This window comes from Bradyrhizobium lablabi, from assembly GCF_018131005.1.
Classification (GTDB): Bacteria; Pseudomonadota; Alphaproteobacteria; order Rhizobiales; family Xanthobacteraceae; genus Bradyrhizobium; species Bradyrhizobium lablabi_D.
The window spans coordinates 213,429-230,269 of the sequence record NZ_JAFCJK010000005.1 but is presented as its reverse complement, the minus strand read 5'-3'; the positions used below and the strand labels follow the sequence as shown (position 1 = coordinate 230,269).

The 16,841-nt window shown below is 62.8% G+C and carries 16 protein-coding genes; 7 read left to right on the top strand and 9 right to left on the bottom strand.

Annotation, left to right across the window (positions count from 1 at the left end):
• Positions 1-14 precede the first annotated feature (14 nt).
• From JQ553_RS17035 to JQ553_RS17015, 5 genes are all read right to left on the bottom strand, one after another.
• Positions 15-731: an ABC transporter ATP-binding protein gene (locus JQ553_RS17035; RefSeq protein ID WP_212501134.1), complete on the bottom strand. Its 717-nt coding sequence runs from the start codon at positions 729-731 to the stop codon at positions 15-17.
• Positions 724-1,476: an ABC transporter ATP-binding protein gene (locus JQ553_RS17030; protein ID WP_212501133.1), complete on the bottom strand. Its 753-nt coding sequence runs from the start codon at positions 1,474-1,476 to the stop codon at positions 724-726. The genes JQ553_RS17035 and JQ553_RS17030 overlap by 8 nt, the downstream gene beginning before the upstream one ends.
• Entirely contained in the window at positions 1,473-2,504 is a 1,032-nt protein-coding gene (locus JQ553_RS17025; protein WP_212501132.1) for a branched-chain amino acid ABC transporter permease, read from the bottom strand. The genes JQ553_RS17030 and JQ553_RS17025 overlap by 4 nt, the downstream gene beginning before the upstream one ends.
• A 7-nt stretch (positions 2,505-2,511) precedes the next feature.
• Positions 2,512-3,381: a branched-chain amino acid ABC transporter permease gene (locus tag JQ553_RS17020; RefSeq protein WP_212501131.1), complete on the bottom strand. Its 870-nt coding sequence runs from the start codon at positions 3,379-3,381 to the stop codon at positions 2,512-2,514.
• Positions 3,382-3,589: 208 nt separating this feature from the next.
• Positions 3,590-4,771 (bottom strand): ABC transporter substrate-binding protein, encoded by a 1,182-nt coding sequence (locus JQ553_RS17015; protein WP_212501130.1) that lies wholly within the window; start codon positions 4,769-4,771, stop codon positions 3,590-3,592.
• 384 nt (positions 4,772-5,155) lie between these two features.
• Between JQ553_RS17015 and JQ553_RS17010 the strand changes: the two genes are divergently transcribed.
• A complete protein-coding gene (locus JQ553_RS17010; protein ID WP_212501129.1) occupies positions 5,156-5,440 on the top strand; it encodes a hypothetical protein in 285 nt (94 codons plus the stop codon).
• On the opposite strand, the gene purU is transcribed toward JQ553_RS17010, so the two are convergent.
• The gene (gene purU, locus JQ553_RS17005; protein WP_212501128.1) at positions 5,437-6,300 is read right to left on the bottom strand and encodes a formyltetrahydrofolate deformylase; all 864 of its coding nucleotides are present in this window, start codon (positions 6,298-6,300) and stop codon (positions 5,437-5,439) included. The genes JQ553_RS17010 and purU overlap by 4 nt on opposite strands.
• Positions 6,301-6,436: 136 nt before the next feature.
• Here purU and JQ553_RS17000 point away from each other — a divergent pair, with 136 nt between their 5' ends.
• Positions 6,437-7,276 carry a uroporphyrinogen-III synthase gene (locus tag JQ553_RS17000; RefSeq protein WP_212501127.1) on the top strand — a complete coding sequence of 280 codons (840 nt, stop codon included), beginning with the start codon at positions 6,437-6,439 and terminating at the stop codon, positions 7,274-7,276.
• A 137-nt stretch (positions 7,277-7,413) separates the two neighbouring features.
• Here JQ553_RS17000 and JQ553_RS16995 read toward each other — a convergent pair whose 3' ends face one another.
• From JQ553_RS16995 to JQ553_RS16985, 3 genes are all read right to left on the bottom strand, one after another.
• A complete protein-coding gene (locus JQ553_RS16995) occupies positions 7,414-8,370 on the bottom strand; it encodes a GDP-L-fucose synthase (protein ID WP_283817262.1) in 957 nt (318 codons plus the stop codon).
• Positions 8,351-9,436, bottom strand: a complete 1,086-nt coding sequence (gene gmd, locus JQ553_RS16990; protein WP_212501126.1) for a GDP-mannose 4,6-dehydratase — start codon at positions 9,434-9,436, stop codon at positions 8,351-8,353. Before gmd ends, JQ553_RS16995 begins: the two co-directional genes overlap by 20 nt.
• Positions 9,437-9,579: 143 nt before the next feature.
• On the bottom strand, positions 9,580-10,254 hold the full coding sequence (locus JQ553_RS16985; RefSeq protein ID WP_212501125.1) for a Crp/Fnr family transcriptional regulator: 675 nt from the start codon (positions 10,252-10,254) through the stop codon (positions 9,580-9,582).
• A gap of 391 nt (positions 10,255-10,645) precedes the next feature.
• Between JQ553_RS16985 and JQ553_RS16980 the strand changes: the two genes are divergently transcribed.
• The 5 genes from JQ553_RS16980 (at position 10,646) to JQ553_RS16960 (ending at position 16,785) form a co-directional block, all read left to right on the top strand.
• A complete protein-coding gene (locus JQ553_RS16980) occupies positions 10,646-11,467 on the top strand; it encodes an ABC transporter ATP-binding protein (protein ID WP_212501124.1) in 822 nt (273 codons plus the stop codon).
• Positions 11,464-13,392 (top strand): long-chain fatty acid--CoA ligase, encoded by a 1,929-nt coding sequence (locus tag JQ553_RS16975; RefSeq protein WP_212501123.1) that lies wholly within the window; start codon positions 11,464-11,466, stop codon positions 13,390-13,392. Before JQ553_RS16980 ends, JQ553_RS16975 begins: the two co-directional genes overlap by 4 nt.
• Before the next feature lie 82 nt (positions 13,393-13,474).
• Positions 13,475-14,368, top strand: a complete 894-nt coding sequence (locus JQ553_RS16970) for a branched-chain amino acid ABC transporter permease (RefSeq protein WP_212501122.1) — start codon at positions 13,475-13,477, stop codon at positions 14,366-14,368.
• Between the two features lie 3 nt (positions 14,369-14,371).
• Positions 14,372-15,445, top strand: coding sequence for a branched-chain amino acid ABC transporter permease (locus JQ553_RS16965; protein WP_212501121.1), 1,074 nt, complete (start codon positions 14,372-14,374; stop codon positions 15,443-15,445).
• A 56-nt stretch (positions 15,446-15,501) separates the two neighbouring features.
• A complete protein-coding gene (locus JQ553_RS16960; RefSeq protein WP_212501120.1) occupies positions 15,502-16,785 on the top strand; it encodes an ABC transporter substrate-binding protein in 1,284 nt (427 codons plus the stop codon).
• Positions 16,786-16,841: the final 56 nt, after the last annotated feature.

Genomic DNA, 16,841 nt, shown 5'->3' with positions numbered 1-16,841 from the left:
ACTCCCGGACATCGTCAATGTGCTTTGGCCCCGGAGACGCCGAGATGGCGCTCGAGGACGGAGGGATCGGCCTTCAGCGCGCTGCCCGCGGCGTCATGCACGATCGTGCCGCGCTCCAATATCACAACGCGGTCCGCGAGCCCCAGGATCTTTTGCGCGTTCTGCTCGACGATGATCGAGCAAATGCCGCCGGACCGTGTGATGGTTCCGATCGCCTTTAGTAATTCCTCAACAATGATCGGCGCCAAGCCCTCGGTCGGCTCGTCCAGGAGCAGTACCTTCGGATTCAACGTCAACGCGCGGCCGATCGCCAGCATCTGCTGCTCGCCGCCGGACAGTTGGTTGCCGAAATTATTCCGCCGCTCCCTCAGCCGCGGAAACATCTCATACACCCGCTCCACCGTCCAGGGCCCCGGCTGGGCCACCGCAGTCATGTTTTCTTCAACTGTGAGCGAACGGAAGATGTTGCGCTCCTGAGGTACCCAGCCGATCCCGGCTCGCGCCCGCTGGTCGGGGCGCATCGCCGTGATGTCGGAGCCGCCGAGCGACACGCTGCCGCCGAAACGGCGGGTGATGCCGACGATCGAATTGATCAGCGTGGTCTTGCCGGTGCCGTTGCGGCCGAGCAGCGCCAGCACCTGCCCCTCGGCGAGCGCCAGCGACATGCCGGGCAGCACCACCGCCTCGCCATAACCTGCGCGCAGGCCCTCGATCGACAGGAGGTCAGACATCCGTCGCCTCGCCGAGATAGACCGCCTTCACCTGCGGATCGCGCGCGACCTCTTCCGGCGCGCCTTCGGTAAGCAGCGCGCCATTGACCAGCACCGAGATCCGGTCGGCGAAGGAAAACACCAGATCCATATCGTGCTCGATCAGCAGCACCGTGACGTCGCGCGGTAACGCTGCGACAGCCGCCAGGATGTCGTGGCGCTCGCTTTCCGGCACGCCGGCGGCGGGCTCGTCGAGCAGCAGCACGCGCGGCCGGGTTGCGATCGCCACCGCGATCTCGAGCAAGCGCTGCTTGCCGTAGGGCAGCGTCGACGTCGGCTCGGTCATCACATCGAGCAGATGGAAACTCGACAGGACCCCGGCGATCTCGACATTGACGTCGTCGCGCGTCCCCATCCGCCGCCACCAGTCGCCACCCCGCCCCAGCCGTTCGGAGACTGCGAGGCCTACCGTCTCCAGCGGGGTCAGGTCGGGATAGAGCTGGTTGATCTGAAAAGTGCGCGACAGGCCGCGCAGCACGCGCTTGTGCACGGAGAGATCGGTGATGTCGTTGCCTTCGAGCAGGATGCGCCCGCCGTTCGGCTTCAGCACGCCGGTGAGCTGATTGATGACAGTCGTCTTGCCGGCACCGTTCGGTCCGATCAACGCGTGGCGCGCGCCCTGCTCAATCTTCAGCGAGAGATCGCGGGTAACGCGAAGGCCACCGAACGACTTCTCCAGCCCGCGGGTTTCCAGCACAATCGTCATGATGCGTCGCTCTCGGGAGCGGCGACGACGGCCTTGCGTCCGGCGAACTGGCGAATGATAAGGTTCGGCACGAACAGCGCCCAGCGATGGATGCGCGCGCGGCCGACCAGGACGATCACGACCAATACGAGGCCGATCCAGAACAGCCAGTATTGCGGTGTAATCGACTGAAACAGCTCCTGCAGCATCCTGAACACGACGGCGCCGATCAGCCCGCCATAGAGATAGCCGGTGCCTCCGATGACGAGCACCAGCATCAAGTCGGCGGACCGCTCAAAGGCGAACACGTCGAGCGAAGCAAGCGCCGTGGTCTGCGTAAACAGCGCACCGGCGATGCCGGCATAGAAGGCAGCCAGCGTGTAGATCGCGATCAGGCGCCGATTGACCGGCACGCCGATTGCCGCCGCGCGTAGCGGATTGTTCCTGATCGCGCGCAGCGACAGGCCGAACGGCGAATGCACGACGCGACGCGCGAGCAGGAACAGGATGAACAGGACGATGAGCGAGTAGAAGAATCCGGTCTTGCCGAACATGTCGAAGGCAAACAGGCCGAGGATCGGATGCATCTCGATCCCCTGCAGCCCGTCGGTGCCGCCGGTGATGTTGGAGAAGCGTTCGGCGAGCGCTTCCAGCAGCAGTGCGATCCCGAGCGTCACCATCAGCCGCGTCAGATCGACGCCACGGATAACGAGAAAGCTGGTCAGGAACCCGAGCACGGCCGCAACGAGGCCGGCAACAACGAGCGCAATGACGGGTTCGTTGATGATGCCGTGCAGCGCCATCAGCCCGGCACAGTAGGCGCCGACGCCGAAGAAGGCCGCGTGGCCAAGCGAGACAATGCCGGCATAGCCGAGGATCAGGTCGAGCGACAGCGCAAACAGCGCAAGCCGCAGGATGTCGGTCATGATCAGGTAGCGCGAAGGGAACAGGAAGGCGCAGGCCAGCGCCAGGAGCCAAAACGAGACTTCGGCGATCCGCCAGCGCGCACCGGCGATCGCATGAGAGGAGACGTCGGCGAGTGCGGTCATGGCGAGCTCAGCGCGCGGCTGTGCGGCCGAACAGACCGTTCGGGCGCCAGAGCAGGATCACGATCATGACGGTGTAGATCACGAACGGCCCCATCTTGGGCACGTAATATTTTCCGGCGACGTCGGCGATGCCGAGCAGCAGCGAGGCCAGGAACGGACCGGTGATGGAGGATGAACCGCCGACGGTTACGACGATCAGGAAGTAGATCATGAACTTGAGCGGAAAATACGGATCGAGCCCGAGGATTTCGGCGCTCAGCGCGCCGCCGAGGCCGGCGAGCCCGCAGCCGAAGGCAAAGGTGAAGGCGAAAACTTGCGGCACGTTGATGCCGAGCCCAATCGCGGCGCGCGGATCGTCCACGGCGGCGCGCAGGCGGCTGCCGAACCGCGTCTTGGCAAGGACGAGTTGCAGCGCCAGCGTGAGCAGGCCGCAGATCACGACGATCATCAGCCGGTACCGGCCGATCCCGACGCCGAGCACATCGATCTGTCCTTCCAGCGCCGCCGGCAATTTGATGAAGACCCGCGACGATCCCATGATGTAGTCGACCGCGGCTACCGACATGAAGACGAGGCCTATCGAGAACAGCACCTGGTCGAGATGACTGCGGGCGTAGAGATGGCGGTACAACGTGCGTTCCAGCAGCACACCAATCGCGGCGCTGGCGACGAAAGCGAGCGGCAGCGCCGCAAAGAACGGCCAGCCGGAATTGTTCACGAGCACCGCGCAGACATAGCCGCCGGCCATCGCAAAAGCGCCGTGCGCGAGGTTGACGAAGTTCATCAGCCCGAGCGTCACGGCGAGCCCGCAGGCGAGCACGAACAGCAGCATGCCGTAGGCGACGCCGTCGAACAGGATGGTGAACAGGGTGGTCATGAATTGCAGCCAGCGAAATGCATCGATGTTCAGCGAGAGCAATACCTGGCAAGTCGACCGTCATGGCCGGGTTTGTCCCGCCCATCCACGTCTTCCTCGCTCGCCGGGAAGAAAGACGTGGATGCCCGGCACATCTGCACGAAGGCGCGCGTCGCGCTTTTGGCCGGGCATGACGTTGCGGAGCACGTGCTCCGAAATGACGACGTCGTTACTTCTTGGTCTTGCCGGAATCCTTGACGGCCTCGAAGGTCGCGAATTCGACATTGTAGAGTTCGCCGTCGACCTTCTCGACCTTGCGGATATAGATATTCTGTACGACGTCACGGGTTTCCGGATCGATCGAGATCGGGCCGCGCGGGCTCTCCCACTTCATGCCCTTCATCGCTTCGACAAGCTTGTCGCCGTCGGTGTTGCCGCCCGTCTTCTTCAACGCCTCATAGATCAGATGAATGCCGTCGTAGCCGCTCACCGCCATGAAGCCCGGGCGGTTGCCGAACGCCTTCTTGTAAGCGGCGACGAAATCCTTGTTCATCTGGGACGGATGGGCTGCAGAATAGAGATGAGCGGTGACAGCGCCGAGCGCGGCGTCGCCCATATTGTTGAGCAGGTCATCGTCCATGACGTCGCCGGGGCCGATCACCTTGATGCCGGTCTTGTCGAGGCCGCGCTCGGCATATTGCTTCATGAAATTGCCGCCCTGGCCGGCCGGCACGAACACGAACATCGCGTCAGGCTTCGAGTCCTTCATGCGCTGCAGGAACGGCGCGAAGTCGGGATTGGCCAGGGGCACCTTGACTTCCTCGACGATCTCGCCCCCGCCGGCGGTGAAGTGCTGCTTGAAGAAGGTCAGCGCGTCATTGCCCGGCGCATAATCGGAGGTCAGCGTCGCCACCTTCTTGATGCCGTTTTTGACCGCCCAATCGCCGATGATGGTGGAGGATTGCGCAAGCGTGAAGCTCGTGCGCACGATATAGGGCGAGCGCTCGGTGATGATGGAGGTGCCGGCCGCCATTACGATTTCCGGCACTTTCGCCTGGGTTGCAAGCGGCGCCGCCGCAAGTGCGGCCGGCGTCACGCCGAAGCCCGCGATGAAATTGACCTTGTCGTTGACGATCAGTTCCTGTGCCAGGCGCTTGGTATTGTCGGGCACCGCTGCGTCATCCTTCAGGATGACCTCGATTTTCTTGCCGGCGACGGTATCGCCCTTCTGCTGCATATAAAGCTTGATCGCGTTGTCGATCTGCTTGCCTGTCGACGCCTGGCCGCCGGTCATCGGCAGGATCAAACCAATCTTCACGGTATCTTCCGCGCGTGCCGGCGCGGCGACGCACAGCCCCGCGACGGCGGCCGTCGTGGTCGCCCACAACAACATGGTGCGACGATTGAACATGAACATCTTCTCCCTCTTCCGCTTCTCTGTATCGAGCCGAGTCCCCGGCCCTTGCCTCACCTTAATCCACAAGTTTCACGGCCAAGCCGCAACGCGACATGGCGTCTTCCGTCGCCCTGTTGTCAATCGGACGATGGGCGTGTCTCGCGCAACGCGAGTGATCCGGTCATTGGCGACATGGTATCAAAATACCAAATCGTCATACCAAATTCGACGTCCATGAGCGCTGATTCCCGCGTGATCCAAGGACCGCGGTCTGTTCGACCCGTATGATTTGTACGATTGTACAAATGAAACGGCCCTGTCAATAAAGAAGCACAATTGGGGTCGAAGGACCGCGGCGTAATCCATGATCCTTAAGGAATGGGACCGTACCCTCCGCCAATGCCGATCAGTATTCGCCATATCCTCGTCATGGCCGCCGTCGTACTCGCGGCGTCCGCGCTAGGCGGATGCGGCACGATCAATGAAAAGCTGGCGGGGGGCGTCGGCGACGTGATTCCCGCCTGGGCCGGTGGCCTGCCGGCGGACGCCCCGCCGCGTCCCGGCACCGCAAAGTACGACGAGTTCATGAAAGAGCGGGAGCGCAAGCGCCTGATGCCGGCGTCCGAACGCGGCGATGACGCCAAACCCGCTCCGGCGCCGGCCTCACGGGACCCGGCTCGTTAATCAACGAACACCACGGTCTTGCGGCCGTTCAGGATGACGCGATCGGCGAGATGGTAGCGAATCGCGCGCGCCAGCACGCGGCGCTCGATATCGCGTCCCTTGCGGACGAGATCCTCGGGCGTATCGCGATGGCTGATGCGCTCGACGTCCTGGTCGATGATCGGACCCTCGTCGAGATCGCTCGTGACGTAATGTGCGGTGGCGCCGATCAGCTTGACGCCGCGCTCGTGCGCCTGGTGATAGGGTTTGGCGCCCTTGAAGCCCGGCAGGAACGAGTGATGGATGTTAATGCAGCGGCCGGACAGCCGCGCCGACATCTCATCGGACAGGATCTGCATGTAGCGCGCCAGCACCACGAGATCAGTCCTTGTGTCCTCGACCAATTTCCACACCGCGTCCTCCTGCTGACGCTTGGTCTCCCCGGTTACCGGCATATGGTGGAATGGGATATCGCCGAAATCGAGCGAACCATAGGTCTCGCGTGGATGGTTGGAGACGATGGCGGTCGGGATCATTTCCAGTTCGCCGATGCGCCAGCGATAGAGGATGTCGACCAGGCAGTGATCCGACTTGGACACCAACAGCATCACGCGGCGCCGGCTGGCACGGTCGCGCATCTGCCATTGCATGCCGAAGCGCTCGGCGATCGCGGCAAAGCCGGTTTGCAGCGCGGACAATTCGACCGCGAGATCGGCGGCGGTGAAGACCACGCGCATGAAGAATTTGTTGGTCTCGATATCGCCGAATTGCTGGGCGTCGAGAATGTTCTGCCCGTTATGGGCGAGGAAGGTCGACACCGCGGAGACGATCCCCGGGCGATCCGGACAGGACAGGGTAAGAACGAATTGGTGGTCGGACATTGGATTGACCGGAACTCGAGCAGACAGGCGGAACCGCGAATTTTCGGCCCTCGTCTATCATCGCCCGCGCCCTTGCGCCAATCCCGTCGCAGGGCTCAAATCGAACAATGACCGCAATGTTTGTTAGAGCACCATCATGGCAGACCGGCTGAATGGCTACCGCATCCTGATCCTGGAAACGCGCGAGGAAGCGCAGTTCTCCCGCCTGCTCGCCGAGCAGGGCGCGGATGTGCTGCAATGCCCGATGTTCACCATCCACGACGCGCCCGACCCGGCGCCGATCGAGGCGTGGATTCGTCGCGCGATCGAACATCCACTCGACGACCTGGTTCTGATGACCGGCGAAGGCCTGCGCCGCATCATGAAGGTGGCACGGCGCATCGGCTCCGAGACTGAGTTCGTCGGCTGCCTCGCCAAGGCGCGCAAATTCGCCCGCGGCCCCAAGCCCGGCCGGGCGCTCCGCGAGATCGGGCTGGAGCCGCAGATGACGACGGAGAAGCCGACTTCCGAAGGTGTCGCCGAGATGCTGTCGAAGCTCGACCTCGGAGGTCACCGCATCGGCCTGCAGCTCTATCCGGACAAGGATCACGGCACGCTGGTCGGCGTGATCAAGGCGCAGGGTGCCGAGGTCGATACCGTGCTGCCATACGTCTACGACGCGCAGGCCGCCGACACCAATATCGTTAGCGCGATCGACGAGATGGCCGCTGGCCGCATCGACGCGATCGCGCTGACCAACCTCGGCCAGGTTCGCCGCCTGATCGAGGTCGCGCGGGCGCGCGGCTGCGAGGACCGGCTACGGCAGGGATTCGAGCGCACGCCGATCGCTTCCGTCGGACCGGCGGTATCGGACGAACTCAAGTCCCATGGGCTGCGCACGGACATCTATCCCGCCGAAGACGCCTTCTTCATGCGGCCGCTGATATCTGCGATGGCAGTGGCACTGTCGAAGAACCCGCCGCGGGCCGCGAAGTAGTTGCGGGGAGCTCGCGACAAAATTGCAGCGCAATTTTTGCGCCGAAGCGACGAAGCAATCCACTCTTTCTCTCTCCCCGAGTGGTGAGATGGATTGCTTCGCTGCGCTCGCAATGACGAATTGGCGGCAGCCCAATTCTACTCCGCCGGCCGCTTCGTCTCGTTCAGATATGCCTGATAGGCGAGCTTGATGCCGTCATCGAGCGAGGTTCGTGCGCGCCAGCCGAGGCTGGCCAGACGGCTGACATCCAGCAGCTTGCGCGGGGTGCCGTCGGGCCGCGAGGTGTCGAAGCTGATCTCGCCGCGATAGCCGACGGTCGCCGCGACGACCCGCGCGAACTCGGCGATGGCGATGTCCTCGCCGGTGCCGATATTGACCAGCTCCGGCGCCGAATAGGTCTTCATCAGGTGGACGCATGCGTCGGCGAGATCGTCGACATAGAGGAATTCGCGCCGCGGCGTACCGGTGCCCCATACCGCGACATTTGTCGCGCCCGACAGCTTGGCCTCGTGAAAGCGTCGGATCAGCGCCGCCACGACGTGGCTGTATTCGGGATGATAATTGTCGCCGGGACCGTAGAGGTTGGTCGGCATCACGCTGATGAAATCGGCGCCGTATTGGCTGCGATAGGCTTCCGCCATCTTGATGCCGGCGATCTTCGCGATCGCATAGGGCTCGTTGGTCCGCTCGAGCGGGCCGGTCAGCATCGAATCCTCTCGCAGCGGCTGCGCCGCCAGTCGCGGATAGATGCAGGAGGAGCCGAAGAACATCAGCTTTTTGCATCCGTTGGCATGGGCAGCCTGGATCACGTTGGTGGCAATCGCGAGGTTGTCGTAGAGGAATTCGGCGCGCAGCGTGTTGTTGGCGACGATGCCGCCGACCTTCGCGGCGGCGAGGAACACCACCTGCGGCCGGTTCGCGGCAAACCATGCGTTCACCGCGGCCTGGTCGCACAGATCAAGCTCGCTCCGCGAGGCCGTCAGGAGTTTCGTGTCCTCGCGATCGAGCCGGCGCATTAGCGCCGACCCAACCATGCCGCGATGGCCAGCCACAAAGACCGTCTTTCCCTTCAGCTCAAACGGTGCGCTTGCCATTGGCGGCGTCCTGTCTGGCCTCGGCGAGATCGCTTACGACCATTTCTTTCACCAGTTGCGCAAACGGCGTCTTCGGCTTCCAGCCGAGCTTGGCGCGGGCCTTGCTCGCGTCGCCAATCAGGAGATCGACCTCGGTCGGGCGGAAATAGGTCGGATCGACCTGCACCACGGTCTTGCCGGATTTCCGGTCCACGCCGATCTCCTCGACGCCCTTGCCGCGCCATTCGATCGTGCGGCCAACCTCGGCAAATGCGACCTCGACAAACTCGCGCACGGAGCGCGTCTCGCCGGTCGCCAGTACATAGTCCTCGGGCACCTCGGCCTGCAGGATCTTGTGCATGCCCTCGACATAGTCGCGGGCATGACCCCAGTCGCGCTTGGCTTCGAGATTGCCGAGATAGAGCCTGTCCTCCAGGCCCGCCTCGATTCGGGCGACGCCACGCGTGATCTTGCGCGTCACGAACGTCTCGCCGCGGATCGGGCTCTCGTGGTTGAACAGGATGCCGTTGCAGGCGAACATGCCGTAAGCCTCGCGGTAGTTCACCGTGATCCAGTAGCCGTAGAGCTTGGCCACGCCATAGGGCGAGCGCGGATAGAAGGGCGTCGTCTCCTTCTGCGGCACCTCCTGGACAAGGCCATAGAGCTCCGAGGTGGAGGCCTGATAGAATCGCGTCTCCTTCTCCATCCCGAGGATGCGGATCGCCTCCAAGAGGCGCAGCACGCCGATCGCGTCGGCGTTCGCGGTGTATTCCGCACTCTCGAAGCTGACCGCGACGTGGCTCTGCGCGGCGAGATTGTAGATCTCGGTCGGCCGGATCTGCTGCATCAGGCGGATCAAATTGGTGGAATCGGTCATGTCGCCGTAGTGCATCAGAAACGGCACGTTGCCTTCATGCCGGTCATGATAAAGATGGTCGACCCGCGCCGTGTTGAACGACGACGAGCGGCGCTTGACCCCGTGCACGGTGTAGCCGAGGCCGAGCAGATATTCGGCGAGATAGGCCCCGTCCTGCCCGGTGACGCCGGTGATCAGCGCAACGCGTCGTTTCGAATCCTGAACTGCCATGTCGTCTCCAGAGCGCGCGACCACGGCGCGATCCCAAACCGCGCCGGTCTGTAGCATCCGACCCGTGGCAAGTCTAATGACATAATATTTTTGAAATCAGCGATTTAGGAGCTGGCGGCAGGGCGTGAGCCGCCCCGAACCCCTCACTCGCCATAATGGCGAAGCCGGTCGAGGTCGATGATGGTCACCCCGCCATATTCGAGCCTGAGCAGTCCCTCCTTTTGCAGCCGCTTCAGGCATTGATTGGCGTTCTGCCGGGAGATGCCGGATAGCGCTCCGATCTCCTCCTGGGTGATTTCCAGATGCAACGTGAGATCGGGATAGAGAATCGGATTGAACAGCGAGGCGATCGAACGCGCGAGCCGCGCGGTCGCATCCAGCGTGCGGCCATATTCGAGCAGTGCGATGAACTGCCCAAGCCGCTCGTTGAGCTGGCCGACCAGGAAACGGTTGAAGCCAACGCTGTTCTCGAACAGCCATACGAAGGTCCGGCGGTCCATCATCGCAAGACGCGTGTCACGCAGCGCCACGACGTCATAGCGCCGCGCCTCGTTCTTGAGCACGGTGCCCTCGCCGAACCAGGCGCCCGCGGTGAGGCCGGCGAAGCTTGCAGCCTTGCCGCCGCGCGACACAATGCCCATGCGCGCCAATCCGGTGACGATGCCGGTCCAGTACTGGAAATTGTCGCCGCGCATGAAGATGAATTCGTTGGCGCGATAGGTTTTCTCGGAGATGCCGGCGCGCGCGATCTCGATTTCCTCATCGCTCAGCTCACGCGACCAGGCCGCGATGCGCTTCAGGTAATCACCAGCAATCATGACGCTATCGAGGGCTTCCATAGTCAAGCATATTGCACCGCAACAACAGGCCATCCTCAGAAGCAGGCAGCGTGGAATGCCAACGAAACTTACTGACCAATTGTCGGGCACATGACATTTCAACCTATCGCTTTCCCCTAATGAGAACCACCTCGCTCAAGCGCCGCCCGCGATTCCCAACAGCCGCTGGAGGCAGACGAGAGGGCCGATCTGAAGGGGTGCGGCGTTACAACGCACAAGCTTGGTGATCGGGGCGGGCGCCGCCCGATCGGCAATCATCAGTCGGATGGTCTACCCACGGCGGCCCATGTAAGATCGGTGCAGGATCGCGGTGGTAATTTTCAAGCGGTAGATAAAGAGCGCGCCAAGCGCCGTATCTGGAGGGAACAGGGTGGCTCACAGTCTGGAGGTGCGCGGGGTTTCGCTGCGCTTTGGTGGCGTCCGCGCGCTGACCGAAGTGAGCTTTGCCGTCAAAGAAGGCGAATTGTTCTCGATCATAGGCCCGAACGGCGCCGGCAAGACCTCGATCGTCAACTGCATCTCCGGACGCTACAAGCCGACCGAAGGCCAGCTGTTTTACCGCGGCAAGGACATCACCGGCCTCAATCCGAACGCGCGACCCGCGCTCGGCATTGGCCGCACATTCCAGAACCTCGCGCTGTTCCATCATATGAGCGTGCTCGACAACATCATGGTCGGCCGCCACCACCTCCTGAAGAACAATTTCATCACCGGATCGCTGTACTGGCTCACTGGCGCACGTCGTGAGGAGCTGAAGCATCGCCACAAGGTCGAGGAGATCATCGACTTTCTCGACCTGCAATCGGTCCGCAAGGCGACCGCGGGCACCCTGCCCTACGGCCTGCGCAAGCGCGTGGAACTCGCGCGCGCGATGGCGCTGGAGCCGCAGTTGATCCTGCTCGACGAGCCGATGGCCGGGATGAACTTCGAAGAGAAGGAAGACATGGCGCGCTACATCGTCGACCTCAACGAAGAGTTCGGCATGACCGTGATGATGATCGAGCACGACATGGGCGTCGTGATGGACATCTCCCACCGCGTCATGGTGCTCGATTTTGGCCGCAAGATCGCCGAGGGCGATCCGGCGGCTGTGCTCGCCGATCCCCACGTCAAGCGCGCCTATCTTGGTGAAGAGGATGAGGTGCTGGTCGATCCCGACGACAAGCCTGCGGTGACGGAGAGCGCCGCATGATGGACTATGCCGGACGCGCCGCGCAGGCCGACACTTACCCCAAGATGCTGCGCCTTAACGCCAAGGAGCATGGTAACGAGATCGCGCTGCGTGAAAAAGACCTTGGCTTGTGGCGCGAATTCACCTGGAACGATTACCATACCCGCACCCACGATTTTGCCCTCGGCATGATCGAGCTCGGGCTTGGCCGTGGCGACGTCGTCGGCATCATCGGCGACAACCGTCCGGACTGGGTCGCCGCCGAGATCGCCAGCCATGCGATCGGCGCGATGAGCCTCGGGCTCTATCGTGATGTGCTGGACGAGGAAGCGGCCTATCTCCTGAGTTATGGCGAAGCCAAGTTGGTTTTTGCCGAAGACGAGGAACAGGTCGACAAGCTGCTCGGTCTTGCTGACCGCGTGCCCAACCTCAAACACATCGTCTATTCCGATCCGCGCGGTATGCGGAAATACGACGACGCGCGGCTGATGGAGGCGAGCAAGCTCACCGCAATGGGCCGCGAGCGCGCCGCGCGCGAACCCGGCCTCTACGACCGGCTGGTCGACGAGACCCGCGGCGAGGACGTCGCGATCCTTTGCACGACCTCCGGCACGACGGCCAACCCGAAGCTTGCGATGCTGGCGGCAGGGCGGGTGTTGCGACATTGCGCGACCTATCTCGCCTTCGATCCCAAGGGCCCGGACGACGAATATGTCTCGGTGCTGCCGCTGCCCTGGATCATGGAACAGGTCTATGCGCTGGGCAAAGGACTGCTCAGCCGGATGAAGGTCAACTTCGTCGAAGAACCCGACACCATGATGAACGATTTCCGAGAGATCGCGCCCACCTTCGTGCTGTTCGCGCCGCGCGTCTGGGAATCGATCGCCGCCGACGTGCGCGCCGGCGTGATGGATGCCTCGCCGCTCAAGCAGAAGCTCTATGATCTCGGCATGAGGACCGGGCTTGCCGCGCTTGCCGAGGGCAAGCGTTCGATGTTCGCCGACCAGCTCCTGTTCCGCGCGTTGCGCGACCGGCTCGGCTTCACCCGGCTCCGCTCGGCCGCGACCGGCGGCGCGGCGCTCGGACCCGACACCTTCAAATTCTTCCGGGCCATGGGCGTGCCGCTGCGCACGCTGTACGGTCAGACCGAATTGCTCGGCGCCTATACATTGCACCCCGAAGGCAAGGTCGACCCCGACACCACCGGCGTCGCGATGGCGGATGATATCGAGATTCGCATCGACAACCCGGACGTCAACGGCGTCGGCGAGATCGTGGTGCGCCACCCCAATATGTTCGTCGGCTATTACAAGAACCCCGAAGCCTCCAAGGCTGACATCAGGGACGGCTGGATGCATTCGGGCGATGCCGGCTACTACAATGAGAACCATCAGCTTGTGGTAATCGACCGCATCAAGGATCTCGCCGAGACGTCGCGCGGCGATCGATTCTCCCCGCAATACATCGAGAACAAGCTGAAGTTCTCGCCCTATGTCGCGGAGGCCGTTGTGCTTGGTGCCGGCCGCGACGCGCTCGCATCGATCATCTGCATTCGTTACTCGATCATCTCCAAATGGGCAGAGAAGAACCGGATCTCGTTCACGACCTATACCGACCTCTCCTCGCGCCCCGAGGTCTATGCGCTTCTCAAGAAGGAAGTCGAGACCGTCAACGCCACGCTGCCGCCCGCGCAGCGCATCACGCGCTTTCTGCTGCTCTACAAGGAGCTCGACGCCGACGACGGCGAACTGACCCGGACGCGGAAAGTCCGCCGCGGCGTCATCAACGAGAAATACGCCGACATCATCGACGCGATCTATCGCGGCCGCGCCAATATCCCCGTCGACACCGTGATCCGCTTCCAGGACGGCACGACTCAGCGGGTGCGGACGACGCTGCAGGTGGTCGATCTCGGCCGCGCCGTGACCGCGGAGGCGGCGGAATGAAACCCTCCACGGTGCGCGCCGGTTTTCACCTCGCCCGGCTCGCGGGGAGAGGCGAAAGGTTCAGCAGGGTTCAGCATAGCACATGAACAGCGCCTTCCTCATCCAGCTCATCATCAATGGCCTCGTGGTCGGCACACTCTACGGCGTGGTCGCCATGTCGTTCGTATTGATCTACAAAGCGACGCAGGTCGTGAACTTCGCGCAGGGGGAGCTGCTGCTCGTCGGCGCCTGGGTGTGCTGGGCGCTGCTCACCAAATATGAGGTGCCGTTCTGGATCGGCATGCCTGTTACGCTGGTGTTCATGTTCGTCTTCGGCATCGCGATCCAGGTGGTGATCCTGCGCCCGATGATCGGTGAGCCCATCATCTCCGTCATCATGGTCACGATCGGCCTGTCGACGGTGTTGCAGGCGGCGCTGAAGTGGATCTTTGGCGTAAATCCGCAACCATTCCCGCGCGTATTCCAGAGCCAGTCGCTCAACCTGTTTGGCCTGCAAATCCAGACCGTCTATGTCATGAGCCTCGTGGTGTCGCTCGCCATGATGGTCGGCATGGCCTGGTTCTTCCGCGCCTCAAAGTACGGACTTGCGATGCGCGCCACCGCCTTCAACCAGCAGGTTGCGCAGTCGCTCGGCATTTCCGTGAAAAGCGTGTTTGCGATGGCCTGGGCGATCTCCGCCACGGTTTCGGCGGTCGCGGGGGTAGTGGTTGCCGTCGTCAACGGCGTGTCTTCCGGCCTTTCCGCCTACGGCATCAAGGTGTTTCCCGCCGCGATCCTCGGTGGCCTCGACTCTGTCGGCGGCGCGGTGCTCGGCGGTATCATCATCGGCCTGCTCGAGAACGTGGCCCAGTATGTCGACAGCCAGTATCTGCACTGGGGCAATCTCTACGAAATCGCGCCGTTCTACGTCCTGATCATCATCCTCATGATCAAGCCCTACGGCCTGTTCGGCACCAAAGACATTGAGCGGGTCTGATCCATGGCGACGCGCACCCTCATTCCGTCCGGCGACTTCCGCACCACCTACGCGGCGGACACCACGATCTTTCCGACAGTGACCAGCCGCAATTTCGCGATTCTCGGCATCGTACTGGCCTGCTTCGCGCCGCTGGTGCTGACCAACTACTGGCTCAGCATCTCGATCCAGATCGGCATCTTCGCGATCGCGGCGCTTGGCCTCAACATCCTCGTCGGCTTCACCGGGCAGATCTCGATCGGCCACGCGGCGTTCTTCCTGCTTGGCGCCTTCACCTCGGCCTATATCTCCAACAACGCGCCGATTCCGGTGTTCTTCGCGATCCCTCTCGCCGGCCTGATCACCGCCCTGGTCGGGCTGATCTTCGGCGTTCCGGCGGCGCGGCTGAAGGGCCTTTATCTCGTGATCGCAACCCTCGCCGCGCAGTACATTCTGCTTGATTTCTTCTCGCGCGCCGAATGGTTCTCCGGGGGCTCGGTACCGGCGAGCGCCGAGCCATTCTCGATCTTCGGCTACACCTTGCGTGGCGATCGGCAGTATTTCTACGTCGTGCTGGCCTATGTCGTGATCAGCTGCCTTCTCGTCACCAACCTGATGCGCACGCGCGACGGCCGCGCGCTGGTCGCGATCCGCGACCATTATCTTTCCGCCGAGATCATGGGCATCAACCTCACCAAGTACCGCACGCTCTCGTTCGGCCTGGCAGCCTTCTTCGCGGGTATCGCCGGCGCACTGTACGCGCACTACCAGCTCGTCGTCTCTCAGGAGGGATTCGGCATCGAACGTTCGGTGCTGTTCCTGGCCATGATTATCATCGGCGGCACCGGATCTGTCATGGGCACGCTGATGGGCACGGCGTTCGTGGTACTGCTGCCGGAATCGATGGAATGGCTGAGCGCCTGGCTGAAGGGCGGCGCGATCGACAAGGCGCTGCAGCTCAACAACAACATCACCTTCCTGCGCGAGATCGCTATCGGCCTGATCATCATCGGCTTCCTGATGTTCGAGCCGGACGGGCTTGCGCATCGGTGGCGGCAGATCAAGACCTATTGGAAACTCTACCCGTTCTCGCACTGAGGCTGGGACGGGACCTAAACAATCGGCATCAACGAATAGCAGGAGGAAACAACCCAATGACGATTAGATCCCTTTTGAGCTCGGTCTCCCTTGCGCTGCTGATCGGCAGCGCATCCGTCACCGCGCAAGCCCAGATTGCGATCGGCCATCTCCAGGATCTCTCGGGCGGCACGTCCGATGTCGGCACGCCCTATGGGCAAGGCGTCGCCGACACCTTCGCCTGGGTCAACAAGAACGGCGGCATCGGCGGCAAGCAGCTCAGTGTCGACAGCAATGACTATGGCTACCAGGTGCCCCGCGCGATCGCGCTGTACAAGAAGTGGTCGGCGCCCGACAACAAGGTCGCGGCAATCATGGGCTGGGGTACTGCCGATACCGAAGCGCTGACCGGCTTCCTTGCGCAGGACAAGATCCCGGATATCTCCGGCTCCTACGCCGCCGCGCTGACCGATCCCGAAGGCACCAGCGGCAAGGCCAAGCCTGCGCCGTACAATTTCTTCTACGGTCCGAGCTATTCGGACGCGATGCGCGCGATGCTGACCTGGGCGGCTGAGGATTGGAAGGCCAAGGGCAAGACCGGCAAGCCGAAGTTCGTCCATATGGGCGCCAACCATCCCTACCCGAACGCGCCGAAGGCCGCCGGCGAAGCGATGGCGACCGAGCTCGGCTTCGAGGTATTGCCGCCGCTGGTGTTCGCACTCGCGCCCGGCGACTATTCGGCGCAATGCCTGAGCCTCAAGAGTTCCGGTGCCAATTATGCCTATCTCGGCAACACCGCCGCCTCGAACATCTCCGTCATGAAGGCGTGCAAGACCGCCGGCGTCGACATCCAGTTCCTCGGTAACGTCTGGGGCATGGACGAGAACGCCGCGAAGACCGCCGGCGACGCCGCCGACGGCGTGATCTTCCCGTTGCGCACCGCCGTGAGCTGGGGCGGCAACGCGCCCGGCATGAAGACCTTGATGGAAATCTCCAAGATGTCCGACCCGTCGGGTAAGGTGTACCGCCCGGTGCATTACATCGCGGCGGTCTGCAGCGCGTTGTACCTGAAGGAAGCGCTCGACTGGGCTGCGAAGAACGGCGGCACGACCGGCGAGAACGTTGCCAAGGGCTTTTACCAGAAGAAGGACTGGGTGCCGGCCGGGATGGAGGGCGTCTGCAATCCCTCGACCTGGACCGACAAGGATCACCGCGGCACGCTCAAGGTCGACCTCTATCGCTCGAAAGTGTCGGGTCCGACCGACGGTGACCTCAACGACCTGATGGCCAAGGGCACGATCAAGCTCGAGAAGGTGAAGACGGTCGAACTGCCGCGCAAACCGGAATGGTTTGGGTGGTAATTCCGCCGACGGACGTCATGGCCGGGCTTGTTCCGGCCATCCACGTCTCACGTTCA

What these genes read in the sequence shown, in the direction of transcription:
- JQ553_RS16965 (WP_212501121.1), top strand. Translation starts at nt 14,372, where the DNA reads ATGGCGACGCGCACCCTCATTCCGTCCGGCGACTTCCGCACCACCTAC.
- JQ553_RS17000 (WP_212501127.1), top strand. Translation starts at nt 6,437, where the DNA reads ATGGCAGACCGGCTGAATGGCTACCGCATCCTGATCCTGGAAACGCGC.
- JQ553_RS17030 (WP_212501133.1), bottom strand. Translation starts at nt 1,476, where the DNA reads ATGACGATTGTGCTGGAAACCCGCGGGCTGGAGAAGTCGTTCGGTGGC.
- JQ553_RS16975 (WP_212501123.1), top strand. Translation starts at nt 11,464, where the DNA reads ATGATGGACTATGCCGGACGCGCCGCGCAGGCCGACACTTACCCCAAG.
- gmd (WP_212501126.1), bottom strand. Translation starts at nt 9,436, where the DNA reads ATGGCAGTTCAGGATTCGAAACGACGCGTTGCGCTGATCACCGGCGTC.
- JQ553_RS16995 (WP_283817262.1), bottom strand. Translation starts at nt 8,370, where the DNA reads ATGGCAAGCGCACCGTTTGAGCTGAAGGGAAAGACGGTCTTTGTGGCT.
- JQ553_RS17020 (WP_212501131.1), bottom strand. Translation starts at nt 3,381, where the DNA reads ATGACCACCCTGTTCACCATCCTGTTCGACGGCGTCGCCTACGGCATG.
- JQ553_RS16985 (WP_212501125.1), bottom strand. Translation starts at nt 10,254, where the DNA reads ATGATTGCTGGTGATTACCTGAAGCGCATCGCGGCCTGGTCGCGTGAG.
- JQ553_RS17035 (WP_212501134.1), bottom strand. Translation starts at nt 731, where the DNA reads ATGTCTGACCTCCTGTCGATCGAGGGCCTGCGCGCAGGTTATGGCGAG.
- JQ553_RS17025 (WP_212501132.1), bottom strand. Translation starts at nt 2,504, where the DNA reads ATGACCGCACTCGCCGACGTCTCCTCTCATGCGATCGCCGGTGCGCGC.
- purU (WP_212501128.1), bottom strand. Translation starts at nt 6,300, where the DNA reads ATGTCCGACCACCAATTCGTTCTTACCCTGTCCTGTCCGGATCGCCCG.
- JQ553_RS17015 (WP_212501130.1), bottom strand. Translation starts at nt 4,771, where the DNA reads ATGTTCAATCGTCGCACCATGTTGTTGTGGGCGACCACGACGGCCGCC.
- JQ553_RS16970 (WP_212501122.1), top strand. Translation starts at nt 13,475, where the DNA reads ATGAACAGCGCCTTCCTCATCCAGCTCATCATCAATGGCCTCGTGGTC.
- JQ553_RS17010 (WP_212501129.1), top strand. Translation starts at nt 5,156, where the DNA reads ATGCCGATCAGTATTCGCCATATCCTCGTCATGGCCGCCGTCGTACTC.
- JQ553_RS16960 (WP_212501120.1), top strand. Translation starts at nt 15,502, where the DNA reads ATGACGATTAGATCCCTTTTGAGCTCGGTCTCCCTTGCGCTGCTGATC.